This window comes from Clostridioides sp. ES-S-0001-03, from assembly GCF_020676075.1.
Classification (GTDB): Bacteria; Bacillota; Clostridia; order Peptostreptococcales; family Peptostreptococcaceae; genus Clostridioides.
The window spans coordinates 323,296-340,335 of sequence record NZ_JACVWJ010000002.1 but is presented as its reverse complement, the minus strand read 5'-3'; the positions used below and the strand labels follow the sequence as shown (position 1 = coordinate 340,335).

At 28.0% G+C, this 17,040-nt stretch carries 20 protein-coding genes; 4 read left to right on the top strand and 16 right to left on the bottom strand.

Features of this window, described 5'->3' with window-relative positions:
- Both IC174_RS04775 and IC174_RS04770 read left to right on the top strand, forming a co-directional pair.
- On the top strand, positions 1-2,508 hold the full coding sequence (locus tag IC174_RS04775) for an MFS transporter (RefSeq protein WP_227434284.1): 2,508 nt from the start codon (positions 1-3) through the stop codon (positions 2,506-2,508).
- Positions 2,509-2,940: 432 nt separating this feature from the next.
- The gene (locus IC174_RS04770) at positions 2,941-3,348 is read left to right on the top strand and encodes a helix-turn-helix domain-containing protein (protein WP_227434283.1); all 408 of its coding nucleotides are present in this window, start codon (positions 2,941-2,943) and stop codon (positions 3,346-3,348) included.
- Between the two features lie 231 nt (positions 3,349-3,579).
- Here IC174_RS04770 and IC174_RS04765 read toward each other — a convergent pair whose 3' ends face one another.
- Together IC174_RS04765 and IC174_RS04760 are read right to left on the bottom strand one after the other, a co-directional pair.
- Positions 3,580-3,789 (bottom strand): hypothetical protein, encoded by a 210-nt coding sequence (locus IC174_RS04765; protein WP_227434282.1) that lies wholly within the window; start codon positions 3,787-3,789, stop codon positions 3,580-3,582.
- Positions 3,790-3,826: 37 nt separating this feature from the next.
- Positions 3,827-4,036, bottom strand: coding sequence for a helix-turn-helix transcriptional regulator (locus IC174_RS04760; RefSeq protein ID WP_227434281.1), 210 nt, complete (start codon positions 4,034-4,036; stop codon positions 3,827-3,829).
- Positions 4,037-4,334: 298 nt separating this feature from the next.
- Between IC174_RS04760 and IC174_RS04755 the strand changes: the two genes are divergently transcribed.
- Both IC174_RS04755 and IC174_RS04750 read left to right on the top strand, forming a co-directional pair.
- On the top strand, positions 4,335-4,745 hold the full coding sequence (locus IC174_RS04755; protein ID WP_227434280.1) for a helix-turn-helix domain-containing protein: 411 nt from the start codon (positions 4,335-4,337) through the stop codon (positions 4,743-4,745).
- A gap of 235 nt (positions 4,746-4,980) precedes the next feature.
- Positions 4,981-5,436 (top strand): hypothetical protein, encoded by a 456-nt coding sequence (locus IC174_RS04750; RefSeq protein WP_227482270.1) that lies wholly within the window; start codon positions 4,981-4,983, stop codon positions 5,434-5,436.
- A gap of 129 nt (positions 5,437-5,565) precedes the next feature.
- Here IC174_RS04750 and IC174_RS04745 read toward each other — a convergent pair whose 3' ends face one another.
- The 14 genes from IC174_RS04745 to IC174_RS04680 all read right to left on the bottom strand — a co-directional run bounded on the left by IC174_RS04745 (position 5,566) and on the right by IC174_RS04680 (position 16,630).
- Positions 5,566-6,378 (bottom strand): phage tail protein, encoded by an 813-nt coding sequence (locus IC174_RS04745; RefSeq protein WP_227482269.1) that lies wholly within the window; start codon positions 6,376-6,378, stop codon positions 5,566-5,568.
- Between the two features lies 1 nt (position 6,379).
- A complete protein-coding gene (locus tag IC174_RS04740; RefSeq protein WP_227434277.1) occupies positions 6,380-6,997 on the bottom strand; it encodes a putative phage tail protein in 618 nt (205 codons plus the stop codon).
- On the bottom strand, positions 6,994-8,046 hold the full coding sequence (locus IC174_RS04735; RefSeq protein WP_227482268.1) for a baseplate J/gp47 family protein: 1,053 nt from the start codon (positions 8,044-8,046) through the stop codon (positions 6,994-6,996). Before IC174_RS04735 ends, IC174_RS04740 begins: the two co-directional genes overlap by 4 nt.
- Positions 8,039-8,470, bottom strand: a complete 432-nt coding sequence (locus IC174_RS04730) for a DUF2634 domain-containing protein (protein WP_227434275.1) — start codon at positions 8,468-8,470, stop codon at positions 8,039-8,041. Before IC174_RS04730 ends, IC174_RS04735 begins: the two co-directional genes overlap by 8 nt.
- Positions 8,470-8,796 carry a DUF2577 family protein gene (locus IC174_RS04725; RefSeq protein WP_227434274.1) on the bottom strand — a complete coding sequence of 109 codons (327 nt, stop codon included), beginning with the start codon at positions 8,794-8,796 and terminating at the stop codon, positions 8,470-8,472. Before IC174_RS04725 ends, IC174_RS04730 begins: the two co-directional genes overlap by 1 nt.
- 14 nt (positions 8,797-8,810) lie before the next feature.
- A complete protein-coding gene (locus IC174_RS04720) occupies positions 8,811-10,295 on the bottom strand; it encodes an NlpC/P60 family protein (RefSeq protein WP_227434273.1) in 1,485 nt (494 codons plus the stop codon).
- A gap of 271 nt (positions 10,296-10,566) precedes the next feature.
- Positions 10,567-10,989, bottom strand: a complete 423-nt coding sequence (locus IC174_RS04715; protein ID WP_227434272.1) for a hypothetical protein — start codon at positions 10,987-10,989, stop codon at positions 10,567-10,569.
- Complete coding sequence (locus IC174_RS04710) at positions 10,989-13,262, bottom strand: hypothetical protein (RefSeq protein ID WP_227482267.1); 2,274 nt, start codon at positions 13,260-13,262, stop codon at positions 10,989-10,991. The genes IC174_RS04715 and IC174_RS04710 overlap by 1 nt, the downstream gene beginning before the upstream one ends.
- Complete coding sequence (locus tag IC174_RS04705) at positions 13,262-13,429, bottom strand: hypothetical protein (RefSeq protein ID WP_227434270.1); 168 nt, start codon at positions 13,427-13,429, stop codon at positions 13,262-13,264. Before IC174_RS04705 ends, IC174_RS04710 begins: the two co-directional genes overlap by 1 nt.
- A 26-nt stretch (positions 13,430-13,455) precedes the next feature.
- Positions 13,456-13,902: a phage tail assembly chaperone gene (locus IC174_RS04700; protein WP_227434269.1), complete on the bottom strand. Its 447-nt coding sequence runs from the start codon at positions 13,900-13,902 to the stop codon at positions 13,456-13,458.
- A gap of 81 nt (positions 13,903-13,983) precedes the next feature.
- Positions 13,984-14,412: a phage tail tube protein gene (locus IC174_RS04695; protein WP_009896262.1), complete on the bottom strand. Its 429-nt coding sequence runs from the start codon at positions 14,410-14,412 to the stop codon at positions 13,984-13,986.
- 13 nt (positions 14,413-14,425) lie between these two features.
- Positions 14,426-15,490, bottom strand: a complete 1,065-nt coding sequence (locus IC174_RS04690; protein WP_227482266.1) for a phage tail sheath subtilisin-like domain-containing protein — start codon at positions 15,488-15,490, stop codon at positions 14,426-14,428.
- 4 nt (positions 15,491-15,494) lie between these two features.
- Positions 15,495-15,938, bottom strand: coding sequence for a DUF6838 family protein (locus IC174_RS04685; RefSeq protein WP_227434267.1), 444 nt, complete (start codon positions 15,936-15,938; stop codon positions 15,495-15,497).
- A 251-nt stretch (positions 15,939-16,189) separates the two neighbouring features.
- Positions 16,190-16,630 (bottom strand): hypothetical protein, encoded by a 441-nt coding sequence (locus IC174_RS04680; RefSeq protein ID WP_227434266.1) that lies wholly within the window; start codon positions 16,628-16,630, stop codon positions 16,190-16,192.
- Between the last annotated feature and the right edge of the window lie 410 nt (positions 16,631-17,040).

Sequence of the window (17,040 nt, the reverse complement as noted above, 5' to 3'; positions counted from 1 at the left end):
GTGTTTACCTTGAATTCTAATACTAGTGTTCAAAGCAAAGATAATAATCCAAAGTTATTTTTAGTACTCACTCTTTATCTTTTAGGTATATTTATGGGAGCTATTGATACTGGAATAGTATCACCAGCAAGAACAATTATACAAAATAGCCTAGGTGTAAATGAAAAAACAGGAATTTGGATGATTACTATATATACACTAACATATGCATCTGTAATCCCTATTTCTGGTAAATTAGCAGACAAAATAGGAAGAAAATATGTATATTTAGTTAGTATATTTCTATTTGGTAGTGGCTCATTAATCTGTGGATTATCATCATTATTTTCCAACTTTTACATTTTACTAATTGGCCGTGTTATACAAGCTATTGGTGGAGGCGGAATTATGCCAATTGCTACAGCAGAATTTGGAACCACTTTCCCAGAAAACAAAAGAGGTATGGCTTTAGGTTTAGTTGGAGCAACTTATGGTATAGCAAATATTTTAGGTTCAAGTATAGGTAGTACAATACTAAGTATATTTGGAACTCAAAATTGGAAGTGGTTGTTTTTTGTTAACCTTCCAATATGCTTGGTTATAATTATTGGAGGAATACTATGTATTAAAAATAATAAGTCTACATCTACAGAGAAAATTGATAAATTAGGAACATTAATGTTGATATGTATAATAGTATCTTTGTTATATGGTCTTATGAATATAGACTTTTTTAATTTTAAAAATTCTCTACAAGATACATCAGTTTATCCTTATTTATTGACATTTATAATACTTATACCTATTTTTATATTTGTTGAAAATAAAGCTAAAGACCCTATTTTGAATTTCGAATATTTTTTAAATCCAAGAATACTAATAGTACTCATTTTATCTTTAATTGTTGGTATTGGAATGATGGGTATGGTATTTGTTCCACAATATGCTGAAAATGCATTAAAAATAAATGCTGGTTCTGGTGGATATTTTGTTGCTATATTAGGATTATTTGCAGGTATTGCTGCTCCTTTGAGCGGAAAACTTATTGATAAGTTTGGCGCAAAAAAGATACTGTTACTTGGATTTTCAGTATCTATGATAGGCTCTCTTTATCTGATTTTAATTGCACTAAAAACCAATACAGTATTTAGTGTATGTGTAAGTCTTATATTTATGGGATTAGGAATGGGATTTACTATGGGAACACCTTTAAATTACATGATGCTTTCAAATACAAAAATAGAAGAATCTAATTCTGCACTTGCAACACTGTCTCTGATACGTTCAATTGGAACTTCAATTTCACCTGCAATAATGATTGGATTTATAGCACATGCAGGATTATCTGTACAGGATAATATTATGGATATAGTTGGTAAACCATCAACACCTAAAATAGTTCAACTTGAAGAACTTGAAACTATGATAGATGATTTAAAGTCAGACCCAGAAATGGCTAAGAATTTGAAAAATATTTCTATACCAAACATGAACGATTCATCAAGTATTAATATGGATATGACAGATGGCAAACTCCCAAAATACTTACTAGACAAAGTTCAATCAGCAGATACAACCAATATTACCAACATCACAAAAGAAATATCAACAACAATGTTTGATGAAAAAGTTCCTTCTGTAATTACGAAAATAGAATTAAATGTCCAAAAAGGAATAGATGGTACTCAAAGTGGAATAAATGGCATTGAAGAAGGTGAAAACAAACTAAACAGTGGCATCAAAGGAATTCAAACTGGTATTGACAATATGATAAAAGCTAGAACTGGTATTAATCAAGGAATAGCTGGAATAAAAAAAGGTATCGCTGGCACTGATAAAGGCATAAAAGGTATGGAACAAGGTATAAAAAAACAAGATAAAGCTATAAATGAAATGACACTTGCTTATAATAAAATACCTACAATACCACAAGGTACTACTCCTTCTGATAATGAAAATTCATCAAATAATCAAGAGCAAAATGACACTAGTAATTCTGACTCAAACAGTAATAAAAATGATTCTACAGAAAATAAAAATAACAATTCTAGTGAGAATAAACCAAATTTAAATGAAAAAAAAGAAGCTCTAAATTCTCAAATACAACAACTAAAAAAAGCAAGAGCTGAGTTAAACACCAAATTGCAAAAAACTAAATCTCAAAGAAAAGAATTAAGTAAAAAACTTAAAAACATGGAATCTCAAAAGAAAGAACTTCAGAGAAAATTAAATGATTCCATAAATAAAAAACAAGACATGGAAAAAGGTTTTGACACAATGGAACAACAGAAAAAATCGCTTCAATTAGTTCTAGCAAAAACACAGGAATTAAAAGATGAAATACCAAAAGCTTTTAATAAGTCAAAACTAGATTATATAAATTCTATAGAAAACAATAAAACAAAAATAGAAAATACACTACAATCTACTCTAAATTTAGGATTTAGACAGATGTATATAACAGTTTTTTGCGTAAATTTACTTGCATTCATAGTATTGTTATTCTATAAAGAAAACAAAACTAGATAAACAAATCCAATAGTATTATATTGTAAGCCTATATTATATTTTAAACATTTGAAATTCTTTATCTTTAACTAATATAAACTACAGTATAATACTATTCTCTTTCTAATATCTATCCTTAATATAATTTTTATATATTCTTCATTATTAGAAAATTATATTTTCATACCCAAGTATACTTTAAAAGTAATCTATAAAATATATTATTGAAACTATTTTATTTTCAATATCTACTTTTGTCTATTCAAAGATATCTATAAATCAAAATAAACCATATATTTTCAATTATAATATGTTAAAATCATAGTATGAGTATATTAATTTAAGCAAAATGTCATTCAGACTTTATTTTAGTAATTTTGTAGAAGAAAAGGAATATACCTCGATTTTTAATGTCATTTGGACTTTATTTATAAAAAGAAAGGAGTGTGTTTCATGGATACTTTAGGAAAAAGAATTGCTTATTTGAGAAACTCCAGAAAACTTACCCAGCGTAAACTTATGGATATTTTAAAATTTGAAAACTTAGGTAAGTTTGAAACTGGAGGTAGAAAGCCTAATTGCGATATATTAATGTCAATAGCTGATTATTTTGATGTTAGCACTGACTGGCTTCTATATGGAAAAGAAAAAGTAAACTCCAATAATAGTGTTAAAGAAAATAAGGAAGATTATTTGTATAATCTACATGTAACTGATGATGAAATGATGGTATTAAACCTCTATAGGCAATTGAATGAACGTGATAAAATAAAAATAGAAGGAATGCTAGAGTTTAAGATATCTGAATATAAAGAATTAGAAAAACATTCTCCTACTGAGGATAACGATAAACCAGTTTAAACATACATAATTTGATACGAATTTACATCATTTGTAGAGATTCTTTTTTTGTGATAAATTGGCAACTAAAATATGGATATTAAATTGCTCAAATAAACTATGATTTAATTACAAATACATTTATTGTAGTTGAATTAACATATCCATATTTTAGTTTATATGTTTTTTATATGTTTTTAAAAATATTCTATATCACTATGTAATTCTTTCTATCTCTAATTAATATATTACTTACGTCTTTAATTCTTCCAACATCTTTTTATATACAATTGTACATCCTTCGTAATTTTCCTCTTTAAGAAGGATTGAGCATGAAGTAGAATATTTAGTTAAAATATCCAATTTTTCCATGTTTAAACTTCGTACACCATTGAGAGCTGTAATAAAATCATCAATTGCTCTACAGCACTCTATTACTCCATCTGAATCTAATTTACACATAAGAATATGTCCCTTCTTCATATATTAGTTATTAATATTAATCTTCTTCTGAGTATTCTATATTAAGCAATTGATAAATTGATGATTTATATTTTTTTCCTGTCCTTCTGCCATTTAAAATAGCTGACAAATAGTTTTCATTAACACCGACTTTTTTTGCTAATTCCCTTTGAGTCATGTTTAATTCAATAAGCCTTTGCTTGACCTGTATTCCCAAAAAAGGTATCCATTTTTTTCGAGTATCCATTTAATCAAGTTCCCTTTCTAAATAATTTATATTTATTTTTATTATTAAACTTATACACCTCCCTCTGTTTAGTATATTTTTTAAATATGTACAAATATTAAGTACATGAATTTATTTAATACTAAATAAGATTTTTTGATTACTTTGTGCTAAAATTAGGATGTAATTTCGTATCATTAAATTAATTATAAAGTCATTTTGACCTTAAGTCAATATTTTTTATGTCATTTTGACCTTAAATTTGCAACTATCTATATTTTAAAAAGTCTTTCTGACATTAATTGAATGGAGAGTGTTTATGGATACTTTAGGAGAAAGAATTGTTTATTTAAGAAAAACAAAGAACCTTAAGCAATATGAATTAGAAGAAATGTTAAACTGTGATAATTTGAGTAAATTTGAAAGAAATATTAGAAAACCAAATTATGAGATATTAAAATCCATAGCTGATATATTTAATGTTTCTGTAGACTGGCTATTAAATGGAGATAATATATCACAAGAATCAAATTTAATTTGCGATTCCTCACCAAACTATCCATTTAATAGCATCAGTTCTAATGAAATAAAACTTTTAAAAAATTTTAGAAAACTAAGTGATTATGATAGAGCAAAAATAGAAGGTATGATTGAATTAAAACTTCATGAATATGAAAAAGAGAAAGATTTTGAAAAAACTGAGTATGATAAAAATAAAGATAAAAAATAGATAAATAATTTTTATGTTGCTTTTGATACGATTTTACATCATTTCTTTGCTCTAATATTTTTATTTCATTTATTTTCTTTTTTATAGTTTTATGATAAAATAATTAGTATATTTTGCTTTACTTGAATGTAATTATTTATACAAAAGTCAAACATAATATAAATGTAGTAAATTTTTAGTTTCAAGTAATCTCTCATTATTATAACTAAATATTTATTAAAATTAGGAGGATAAAATGGGCTTAAAAGACAAATTCGCGCAATCATTTGCTAGATCAAAAACTATGAGTGGCCCTGAGAAAAAGGCTAATGAAATAATGGGTAAATTACTTCTTAAGAAGGCTATATTACCTATCGTTTTAATGTTCGTGATAATAATCGCTGGAGCTATGCTGAAAATCAATTCTTGGGTTACACTTGGCATAAATTTAGTTATTGCTGTTGGTGCTTTCTTCTACATAAGAAATTCTAGTAAAAAGTATCAAAACTTTAAACCTTATGTTGGCAATTTGATTAGTTTAGAGAAAAAAGGTAAAAAAGAGTATGTTGCTATTATAAAACAAGGTAAACTACCAGTTAAATTACAAATTGCTTATGGTGGTGAAGACCTTGAACATATTAAGAAAAATCAAATGGTTCAAATAAGTTATAATCCAGATGCTAAGATAGTTATTTTAGTTAACAGACAATAATTTTATAGTTTAATTATAAAAAGAGGTAGCATTAAATGCTACCTCTTTTATATTTATATATTTTTTTAATTTTACTAGCATATGTTGTTGCTTCTACTAACCATTGTTACCAATTTAAAGTTATAACCTTTAAATTGGTAACATATCTTTTATATCATTTATTAAACTCACTCTAGCAGTGTTTACACTAACACATAACTCATCTATTGCCCCTTGGACATTAGTAGAATTAAGTTTGCTTACTGTATTATCATAACTTGTTTTCTCTGCTGTTGTTTCTATACTATCAAGACCTTGTTTTACCTCATTCACTGCATTTACAAGACTTGTTTTATCTGTCGTATTGAGTAAAGTTGTATCCCCTACTTTGTTATTAATCTCTATCTTATTGTCATCAATTTTAGTATTTAACTCTGTTTTAGCAGCTTCTATATCATTTTTCAAAAATGTTTTAGTTATATCTATTTTCTTATCTAGTTCTTGCATATCTTTCAAAGTTGCTAAAATAACAGTTGGGTCAACCTTTAAATTTACACTTGATGTATTAGAAACTACCAAAATAATTCTTATAATTAAATCTTTTACACTTCCAGAATCAACAGTTGGTTTATAAGTCTCTGGATATTTAGATACAGCTATAAGCTTATTATCTGAATCAAATATACCAACTTCCCTTATCATAAATCCACCAATACTACCTGGTATTACAGTTTCTATAACTATCCAATTAGAATTTTCATCGTCTATTTTTACATTACTTATATCACCTTCCCAAACAACCTTTTTAAGAGATGTTTGTTCCTCTGTTGGATTGTATTCATTTCCTCCACCATCTCCAAGTTGTAACTTCACTAAGTCTACTTTCTTGCCAAGAGCAGTAGCATTTGCAATAGATGCTTTACCTGCTTTAGTCAAAATTGTATAATATTTTTGTTCTGCCAATTTATATCGCCTCCTGTTTAGGATATAATATTACTTTTTCCATACTTCTATCATTTCCTGTAGTAATACTTATTTCTCCAAATATATCTATATTTGATGGTGTCCATGGATATACAGTAACTGTTTCTCCTGTATTTACAGCAGTTCCACAAAACAATTCATTTTTATTCAACAAAATCATTTTAAACCTATGTTCTAAATGACATGGCTTTACACTTTCTAATACTTTATCTAACTCTACAATTGAATTATAACTACAATTATTAACTACAAATTCTAGTATAAATATAAATTCATTGCTAAGAACTTCTACTTCAACATTAGTCTTTGTATAGGCCTCACATATGTTTTTTATAACCTTTATTTTAGTTGTTCCTAAACTTCGTATTTTGGCTTTTATGTTACTTCTTCTAGTTTCATAATTTAAATCTTCATTATTTTGAATGCAAAGTATTTGTTCCCACATATCAAGACCCCATGTGGATGTATCAACAAACATTTGATTTATAGTATCATCAATATTTTCCTTCAATAAAGATAATTCAGTATCATAAGAGTTTTGTATTGCTTCAACTATATAATTCTTATAAAATGATGGAAGTTTATCAATTAATTTCATAAAACTTCCACCTCACTAAAATTTAAAGTTGTAACACTAGGTATTTTATCATCCTCAATTTTTATGTTATCTGTTGAATTATTTACAAGTAAATTACTTAAATCATGAACTCCAGAAGTACTTATTAAAATACCCAAAATTTTTGTATAAACAATTTCTCCAGTTATGGTTCTAAAGTATTGATTTATATTTTCCAAAAATCTATTTTTTACCATATCCAAAGTGTATTCCCCTTCTAATTCCATAGAAGCACTTATACTTATATTTATAGGTACTGGAGTAGTTACTGTTAAGGTTGGCCCTATTGGCATTTCTTCTTCAATATGTTCTCTGCATTTATTTATTATTTCTTCTTCAACAGACTGATTATTTTGACCAAATAGAAGAACTTTAACTGTTCCAGCGCCATTCCACCTTGGATATATCTTTGCATTATATACACCATCAACCTCTAAAGCCCATTCTTCATAATGAGCTTTATTTCCACTTGTTGCCTGATTCTTTTGTATTTTGAAAAATCTTTCTCTCAATTCTTCATCAGTTTCAATTTCTGTACCACCTGAAAATTTATTTATATTTGTTATCTTTTCAACCCCAAATATAGTGTCATTTAATTTAAATTCACAGTCAGATGGTAGATTGTATTTAGTTCCAATTTCTAATGCTTGAACTGGACTTATATTTCCTTCTTCATCACCAATTACAACATCCTTTATTACTACAAATAATAAATCTTTATAAGAGATAATTGTTCCATTTGCTATTTCTACACCATTATCCCCTATAAACTCTACTTCCCCAGTAGCTTCACTACCAAGTTTTCTATATACACCAAACTCATTTACTCTTTTATCTAATAACTGGTCATAAGTATCTTCAATAAAAGCCATTTTATGTATATTAGAGAGTTCAACATACATTTTAGCAAGTTCAAAGTTATTTCCAGAAACCATATCATTTAAAAAAGAGCCTTCTCCTTTATAAACATCTAGATTTATATTTTTAAGAGTTCTATTTTTTATTACTTCATAGGTTTGTTCACTATACATTTATTTCCACCTCCCCATAGATAGTGGATATTTTTATATCTGCACTTAATACATCTTTTTTAAAGTTAGTATTTAATACATTTACTTGTAGAATGTATGGATTCATCAATAAAGCTTCTTTTATATATCTAGATGCTTCACTTTCTGTAAGACCTTTGCTGTACTTTTGCCCTATTAAATCAGTTAATTCAGTTCCATAATCATCTGAGTAAATTTCATGTTCATATTTATTTGTTTTTATACACTTATAAACCCAAACTCTTATGGCTTCATTTTTTTCAACAGTCTTAAAATCCCCATTTTCTAATATTGGCTCGTCTTTTTCAAAGTCCCATGCTACTTCATGGAATAATCCTAATTCTTCTTTTTTAGGAATTCTGTAATCCTCTGGAACACCTATAAATGGAAATATTATGTTAGACATTATAAACTCACCAACTTACTTACTACTGCAAATTTTTCTCCAACTTTAAACATTATTACTGTATCTCCTTTATTGAGTTGACTAGTAAGTGGTTCATTCAATTCATGAGTATGATTATCAGACTGTTTTGTTATAAAATCCCTTGTCGCTCTATCAAACAACCAACAGTCTATAAGTAAATTATCTTTATCTAAAACTATATTGTTCATTGATACTTTTAAATCAGGCAATTTATTTACTATTATTCCAACAAAAAAAGAAGGTTCATTATGAAATTTACCTTCTTCTCTCATTATTCCAATAAATTCATTGATTGGATTAGCCACTATATCACCACCTTTTATAGAACTCTTTTTGCATTATGAAAATCTTTTCTCTTACTTAATTTACTTATTTTTACCACATCTCCAGTACCTGGAGCATGTATAAATTCTCCATTACCTATATACATCCCAACATGATGAACTTCTTTTCCAAAAAACACTAAATCTGAGGGTTGTAAATTATTTTTACCTACATCTTTTCCATATCTAGATTGTTCTTTAGATGTTCTTGGTAATTTTACCCCTACTTTATTGAAACAATATACCATGAGACCAGAACAATCAAACCTATTTGGACCAGTGGCACCCCACTTATAAGCTTTTCCTCTATGCTTCATAACTTCATCTATAACTGTCTTAGCTTTTCCTGATGAATTAATAGAGTAAGTGCCATCTCCTATAACTGCTTTTCCATTCTTTTTACCCCAAGCATTACATTCTTTATTACTAGCCATCAATATATCAAAATGATACACTCCATTTTTTATATTTATTGCTCCTCCTCTATCAGTAACAGTATAAACTTTTCCATCTCTAGATGTACCAGTTCCCTTTACTTGTATCTTTGTTCCAAATTTTATACTCTTTGGTGCTGCGCAAGTATTCTTTTTAGGGTCTAGTCTATTTCCTTGTGCATCATAAAGTCCACCTTCCATAGAATTATTTGCAGGATAATATGCAGTAAATAAAGCTTTAACCTCATTCCCATTCATAATACCATCACCACTATCAACAATTTCCTTTTGCTCATCTTGCCCTACAGACTTTTCATCCATAATATTTTGAAAATTAAGTTCTAGTTCAATTTGATAATCTCCATTTTGCCATGTATGTTTATCTGTATCTATATAAAATAACCCTACTAACTTAGTATATGAATCTTTTACTTTTACACCTCTACCAGTTACACAGCTTATGTCTCCATATCCTTTTAGAGAACAAGTCCTTTCAATTCCTTTAAACTCACTTTCTACATCTGTTGTACTATTTTCTTGTTGTTGTATAACTTTTTGCATTATTACATTTACTTCTTTAAATATCGAATCATTAACCTTCTCACTAATCTTATTACCATATTGGTCAACTACCAATACCTTATTTTTTACATTTTCCATACTTTCTGAAAAAGTTGTATTGATAAGATTAAATCCTTCTTCAAAAGTAACATTTAATGTAACAGTTCCTTTCTCAATAACATTAAATTTATCAAGATTAGCCTCTATCATATATTTTTTCTTTGTAGTCTTACTTGCTTCTGTATAAGCACTCATTATGGTATCATATCCATTTACAGATATAAACATTTTAGTATATTTTACATTAGTCTTTGGTATATTACCAATTGCAAGCTTATTATCTGCAAATACTTGCTTTGCAATATCCTCTACTAACTTGTCCTTAAAATTATATGACACTTCACTTTGTAAAAGTAAAAATCCCATATCTTTAGCTGTAAAATTGATGTTAACACTACTTGAGTCTTTAGACCTATTAATTATCATTCCTCTAAAAAGTTCTTTTTCATCTACATAAAAACAAATCGTACTAGCTATTGGAATATCAATCTGCTGAAAATTAATATCTGAAGCTGACTGTACTATTGAAAACTCTAATGTTCGTGATGGAGACTTATAGTCTCCAGACCAAGAAACTGTATCTACAATATTGCTTATATCATATATATTTCCGTTTTTTATGTGTACCCAAATCTTTATAATAAAAAATCACCTACCTTTTTGTTTAAACTTTGAGTAATTTTTTATAACAATTACGCTACTTTTTAGGATTTGCTCTAGGTATCTGTAGTCTTTTATATTCTCTTAAATCCAATGAAAAGTACACATCTCTTGTACCATCTTTTTCTTCATAGCTAAAACCTTCTATTATCACTTCCATATTTATATTTGTCTCTGTAACTGTAAATCTCAATATGAAACCTTCATTCATCCACCTTTGAATTTTATTTACACAATCATATGGTGATGGAAATCCTTTATAATTACAAAAAGAGTATTCCTTATTTGGAAAAAAACTAGATATATTTATACTTCTAAGGGCTACTCCTCCAAAGGTCGCTATTTCTCCAACTTTAAGTATATTTGATGAGTTTATAGTTGCTTTTCCATTTATACTTATTGAGGATGGTATTACTGGAAATCTGAATCTATCTTCAGCTTGTCTAAGCCACATTTCCATTATAAAACACCTCCTAGTTGTGCCATTTGTATGCTTGCAACTAATTTTGATGTTACTTTTTCAATATCAGCTTCTTCTCTAATAACTATTGTATCAGCTAATTTAGCTATACTTATATTTCCACCATTTTTTCCACTTCTATATTGATTTGCTTCTTGTTTAGTTAAAACCATTTCACCTTCATGAAGTCTTGTTGAAAAATCATTGTATGGTACATAATTTAAACCAAATGCATTATTTTTACCAGAATCACCAGCCTTTGTTCCAGCATATGGATCCTCTTTATAATTTTTTTTACTTTTTTCCACTAACTTTAAAACAGTTCCTGTAATACTTCCATTCTTTATCTTATTAACCATAGTTTGCCACCACTTACATATATCTTTAACTATTTTACACACTTTATCTAATATGTTAAAGAAAGCTCCTAATATTGGCTCTACAATTTTCCATCCTGTTTCTAACAAAGGCCCTAATGTCTCCCATACTGTTTTCCATATAACTCCTAATGTTTCTATAAAATTATTTATTTGAGGAGCATATTCTCCTAAAAAAGTAAAAATTCTTGTAATAATTGGGCTGACGGCTTCTACAACAGGTCCAATCAATTGAAATGCAGTTGTTACTACAGTACCAAATATACTTATTATACCTTGTGCAACTGGTGATTTATTGTTTATACTGTCTAATAATCCGTTAACAAGATTTACTATAGGAAGTAATGAATTTGTTAATGCTGTAAAATCAATATTTTGAGCAAGCATCTGACCTGTATTACCTATTGCCCCTGGAATATGCCCTAGTGCTGTAGCTGTCTGAGTTTCAATTGGATTTTGTTTATTTTCAGCAATCTTTTTTCCATTCATTACATCTGCTACTTTTTGAGAAAATCCACCCAAACTTTGTGGTACTTTTTCTAAAAATGAATTTATCTTTTCTAATCCACCTTGTAATATAGTATCAAATGGTTCAATCATGTTATTCAATCCCATATCAATGTAAGTTGATGCACTAGATAATAAACCAGGAATTGTAGAAGCCATTTCATTAGCTAATCCATTTTGCTTCTCCTTTATACCTTTAAGTGCATCATCAAATGTTTTATAATTTTCTCCAACCAAAGTATTTAGTGCATCCATATTACCCTTTGATGCACTTACAAAAGCTGCTGACACATCTTGTTCACTACTGGTATCCATATTTAATGCTCTGACATCTACCATAGCCTGAGTTATCTTCTTTGATTTACCAGCATCTCCTCCACCAATCATCATTGCCTTAGTACTCATTGAAATAACTTCACTAGGATCAAAGGGTGTTTTTAATGCAACATCTTTTACTATATCATCGTAATAATCATTAGCTTCAGACTTAGCTTTAGCCTTATTTTTAATTCCTGTAGTTCTTTGAACAACATTAGTTAAAACAGCTTTTTGATTTTGCCCTTTACCTACTAAATCTACACCTTTTTTTACAGCTTCACCTACTGAAAATCCATTAGTAATATCAGATATTTTGTCTTTTATTCCTCCTAATACACTACTTGCTTTATCTTTTATTGAAATAGCTCCACTCCACACTCTCCCAGCAAATTGCTTTAATTTTGATAAGGTACCTATTAAAACATTTTTAGCTAAGTCTTTAACTGAAATGGCACTAATCCATTTACTATTTTTAATTTTACTTAATATATTTAGTATATTTTGAACACTGTTACTTCCTTTTACATCCATCACTACTCTGCTATTAAAAATTTTATTCTTAAGTCCAGGTAATTTATCAGTAACCATTTTTTTGGGAACATCTATTGTTCTAGTTTTAACTCGCTGAACAATCTCTTGTACAGTTTTTATTTTTGTAGGTTTATTACGCTCGTCTTTATTAACCTCAGAATTATTATTTTGGGACCTTGCATTTGGATGTGTATCCCTTCCTTTTTTACTATTTGCAATTTGTGATAATCTAACTAACTTACTTCTAGCCTTTTCTGCCTCTCTTCCAATTGTCCCTAAATCTTCACTAAAATTTTTACTTGATGAATTTGAATTATTCATACTTGCATTCATTTTTTTTATAGAAGAATTTACACTACTTATACTACTACTTGCGCTAGCCATAGAACTCTTAATATTATTTGCCATTGCATTTGTTGAAGGAGAAACAGATACAGTAACTCTTCTAAAAGTCTCAGTAACTGATATGATTTGCTTCATTTTTGGAGTGTAATTATCTGTAAGATACATATTTATACCTTCTTCTCTTACATTACCCACTATATACCACCTCCTGTCAAAGGACAAACTCCGTATCCATGCTTCATTTTTTCAACTTCCTCTTCAATTTCTAAGGCGAAAAAAGCTTCAATAAGCTTTAATTCGCCTTTATCCATTGCATAAAAAAGGGACGGTCTAATACCTTTTGTCTTCCAATAATAATACATTATTGTGGTCTTGGTATCCGTCCCTATTAGTTTTTTACCTCTTCTATGACTGCATTTTTACCATAACCCATTACATCTTGAAGGATTCTGTATAGATTAGTAATTTCACCTGGTAACAATAGCTTTCTTGCTAATTCCTTTGGAGTTGGAGCCTTAAATTTACTCATTAATTCCTTGTTTTTAAATAAAAGCTTTCCATCTAAATCACAAACACCTTCTATAATTGTAAGCATCTGCATCTCTGGTAAGTCTATATCCGTTTTCATATTTTCATCAATTTTAAGACAAGTATTTTGTATCTCCTCATCTTTACTTATTGTCAATGCTCTACACATTACTTTAAACTCTTGGCCAAATATATTAGATAATCTTTTTAGTTCAACTATAGTACTTGGTCTTTCTAAATTTTCTGTATCTACATTTAAAAGTAAGTCTACTATATTTATATTTTTTGATAATCCATTTTCACTCATTATTATCTACTCCTTTATCAATCAATTTCTATTAACTAACAGCATTTATTAACTATATATTTACTAACTATCCAGATAAAACTAAATTATATCAAGGAAGTCATACTCAGTAAATGTGAAAGGAGCTTCTATTTCTCCTTTTACTCCAACTTCCCAATCAGCTAAAGTTAAGTCATCAAAAGCTATATTTTTTACTGCTATTCTCTCCGCTCCATAAGAATCTGGGTCATTTAGCTTAGATATAGCTACAAATCTAGGTTCAGAACCTCTTTTTATCTTTTCTCCTATTAATTTATGCATTCTTGAGCTGACATGATATAAAGTTATTGAACCTTTTCCTTTATATCCCATATACTTCGTATCAGTTCCCATTTGACCTGCTATTATAATATCTTCCTTTGTAAATTCCATCTTTGCTTGAAATTTCTTTACTTCTGCTACTTTATCTCCATCAAGCCAAAGTTCTCCCCAAGTACCACTCATTACATTTCTAGCTTCCATATTTGCCATATTAATAATCCTCCTATATTTCTATTGATAAATCTATATCTTCCATAGCATCTAACATCTTTATTTTTGATGTTAAGAATACTTTTGAACCTGTATTAGCTTCTCTTAGTTCTTGCTCTTTCATATTAGATATATCTATATTTTTAGATTTTAAATACTGTTTTTGTGATTCTATATCTATATCTATAATTGAACCAGCTTCTATTAATTCTTCTTTTTCTAATTCTTCTAGATATTCTTTTATAGCTACTATTAATATACATTTATTATCATAACTATTAGGAATCTTGCCTATATAATCGTCTATTATTACTTTCTTTATATCATTATTTATAATATCCAAAGTGTCAACTATCTTGATTTTTTGGAACATCTCTCCTTTTTCTTCAGTTAAATCAGTTAAAGAATTTATTCCTCTAGCTATTCTTATAGCTCCAGCTTCTTTAATAAGGATAAGCTCTCCATTATTAACTTTTGACTCTGCATCAGCTTTAGTGCTTTTAGGTATATCAATAACATCACCAAACTTAGTATAAGTTATTGATTGACTTAAAGGTGTTCCTGCTATAATACCAGCTATTCTACTCGTAAACTCCTCAGCACTATACTTCTTTGTTCCAACTAATGTATCTTCTGTAGTAAAATTAATTATTCCCTCATGATTTCCTGCAACTTTGCCCAATATCGCTTTAACTTTAACCTTATCTGTATCTCTAAGTTTAATTATCCAGCTTTTGATGACATTCTTATCAGCTTCTATTGCTTTAGGCATACATAAATAATTAAATTCTTTAGTTTCTAAAAAGTCTAAGGAACTTTGAACCTCTTCCTCTTCTCCTAACACATAAACTAATACTTTATTTGGTGCATTGACATTTCCCATCAAAGCCATATTTATATAGTCTTTATTTTCAGCAGATAAATCAGCTGGTATATCTTCTTTTTCATGTATTTCATTAAATCCTAGTGCTTTGGTATCTTTAAGCACCATTGCAATTATTCCTCTAGCTGAACGCTCTTTAACAGTTGTAGCTAGCTCCTTAAATGATATATTGATACTTGGTAATCCTATAGCCATACTATCACTCTCCTAAGTTTAAATTTATTTCTTCCATATTTTCATATACTTCTTCTTCTTCATATACACTATCAAGAAAGTTTAATGTAATTGAAAAGTTCAATGTATAAATTGACTCCTCTTTTTTAATGCTTTGTTCAATTTTAGCTATATTTAATTTTCTATCTCTTACATTTACAGTTCTATTAAATAGCTTATCAAGTTCATCTGAAACTTCATACATTCTTATATTATTTGATTGTGGTCTTGGTAAATACTTTATAGACATAACAACATCTTTGTTGTTTGTCTTTAACATTATGGGTGTACAAAGAACTGATACCATACTTACAAAAAAACAAGACCCTTCTGAACCTTGCATACTTTCATCATCAATAAAAATACTTTCATCAAAACTTTTTTTAAGTATATCAATAATTGTTTCTAATATTTCTTTGTTTTTAAGCAAATAATCACCACGCTATCACTAAATATTTTTTTACTTAATGTGGCAAACTTCTTATGAGTAGCATAAGTAATTTTTAAAGATACATCTAATTTCTCTATTGTTATGTTCCCTCTATATTTTTAGGTAATATCATGTTTCTCAATTCCTCACCTCCCTCACTATAGATTTCTTTCACAATAACATTATCTCATGTATTTCAGTGGGTGTTGTTGCTATAGTGTGTATAAAGTGTTGTAAAAGTGTTATGTTTTTTATAATATTTCACTTAATTTACAAATCATCTTTTTCTTTAAGTTGTAGCAAGAAGTTCTATCTAAATGCAATTTCATAGAAATATAGGTCATATTATTTTTAGTCTTACTATTATAAAAGAGATTAAAAAATTCCATCTCCATATCATTTAGACAAGTTAGAGCATTTTCTATTTTTTCCTTTTCTATTTCTATATCATCTTTTTCCATTTTTAATTTTCTTAATCTCTCCTCTTTTTTTATAACTTCATTTTCAACAGAAGAACTTATATTATATGTAGTACTAGTTTTTTCAGTATAAACTACAGCTCCACATCCAAAGTATTCATTTTCACATCTTTTTATATCTAGGTTAATATTCTTTATCTTTACATCCAAATACTTGTAATTATGTAATCTTTCATCTACTTCCTTAAGTAATATATCTTTTTTATTATCCATTGTATTTCTCCTTTTTATATTTTATTGTCTTTATCCTTAACTTTATAATGATAGTTTCTAATCAATAGCCTTATTGCAAGTTCCACAAACTTTAAAGAACATTTTGTTCTATATATATTCAAAAAATTTTATTCATATTTTGTTCTGAAATAACAGAATTTTTTATGCAAAATGAATCATAACTTTTTATGTCTATTTCTACTCTTGATATATAATTATTTGTAATTCCCGCTTTCTCCAAATTTAGTTTGCGACAACCTTATAGATTCTCTGTAACCTTTTAAATTATTTTTAAACATACTTTTCTCCTCCTAGTATAATTAAGAATATTTTGTTCTTATCTATATTCATTATATAGAATTATTTGTTCTTTATCAATATTTTTTAGAAAAAATCATTCTTTTTTCTTT

Excerpts from the sequence above, each read along its gene's own strand:
- IC174_RS04690 (WP_227482266.1), bottom strand. The coding sequence starts at position 15,490 with ATGGCTATAGGATTACCAAGTATCAATATATCATTTAAGGAGCTAGCT.
- IC174_RS04770 (WP_227434283.1), top strand. The coding sequence starts at position 2,941 with ATGGATACTTTAGGAAAAAGAATTGCTTATTTGAGAAACTCCAGAAAA.
- IC174_RS04700 (WP_227434269.1), bottom strand. The coding sequence starts at position 13,902 with ATGAGTGAAAATGGATTATCAAAAAATATAAATATAGTAGACTTACTT.
- IC174_RS04735 (WP_227482268.1), bottom strand. The coding sequence starts at position 8,046 with ATGTATAGTGAACAAACCTATGAAGTAATAAAAAATAGAACTCTTAAA.
- IC174_RS04765 (WP_227434282.1), bottom strand. The coding sequence starts at position 3,789 with ATGTGTAAATTAGATTCAGATGGAGTAATAGAGTGCTGTAGAGCAATT.
- IC174_RS04760 (WP_227434281.1), bottom strand. The coding sequence starts at position 4,036 with ATGGATACTCGAAAAAAATGGATACCTTTTTTGGGAATACAGGTCAAG.
- IC174_RS04730 (WP_227434275.1), bottom strand. The coding sequence starts at position 8,470 with ATGTCTAACATAATATTTCCATTTATAGGTGTTCCAGAGGATTACAGA.
- IC174_RS04755 (WP_227434280.1), top strand. The coding sequence starts at position 4,335 with ATGGATACTTTAGGAGAAAGAATTGTTTATTTAAGAAAAACAAAGAAC.
- IC174_RS04740 (WP_227434277.1), bottom strand. The coding sequence starts at position 6,997 with ATGAAATTAATTGATAAACTTCCATCATTTTATAAGAATTATATAGTT.
- IC174_RS04695 (WP_009896262.1), bottom strand. The coding sequence starts at position 14,412 with ATGGCAAATATGGAAGCTAGAAATGTAATGAGTGGTACTTGGGGAGAA.
- IC174_RS04680 (WP_227434266.1), bottom strand. The coding sequence starts at position 16,630 with ATGGATAATAAAAAAGATATATTACTTAAGGAAGTAGATGAAAGATTA.
- IC174_RS04720 (WP_227434273.1), bottom strand. The coding sequence starts at position 10,295 with ATGATAATTAATAGGTCTAAAGACTCAAGTAGTGTTAACATCAATTTT.
- IC174_RS04715 (WP_227434272.1), bottom strand. The coding sequence starts at position 10,989 with ATGGAAATGTGGCTTAGACAAGCTGAAGATAGATTCAGATTTCCAGTA.
- IC174_RS04750 (WP_227482270.1), top strand. The coding sequence starts at position 4,981 with ATGGGCTTAAAAGACAAATTCGCGCAATCATTTGCTAGATCAAAAACT.
- IC174_RS04705 (WP_227434270.1), bottom strand. The coding sequence starts at position 13,429 with ATGTATTATTATTGGAAGACAAAAGGTATTAGACCGTCCCTTTTTTAT.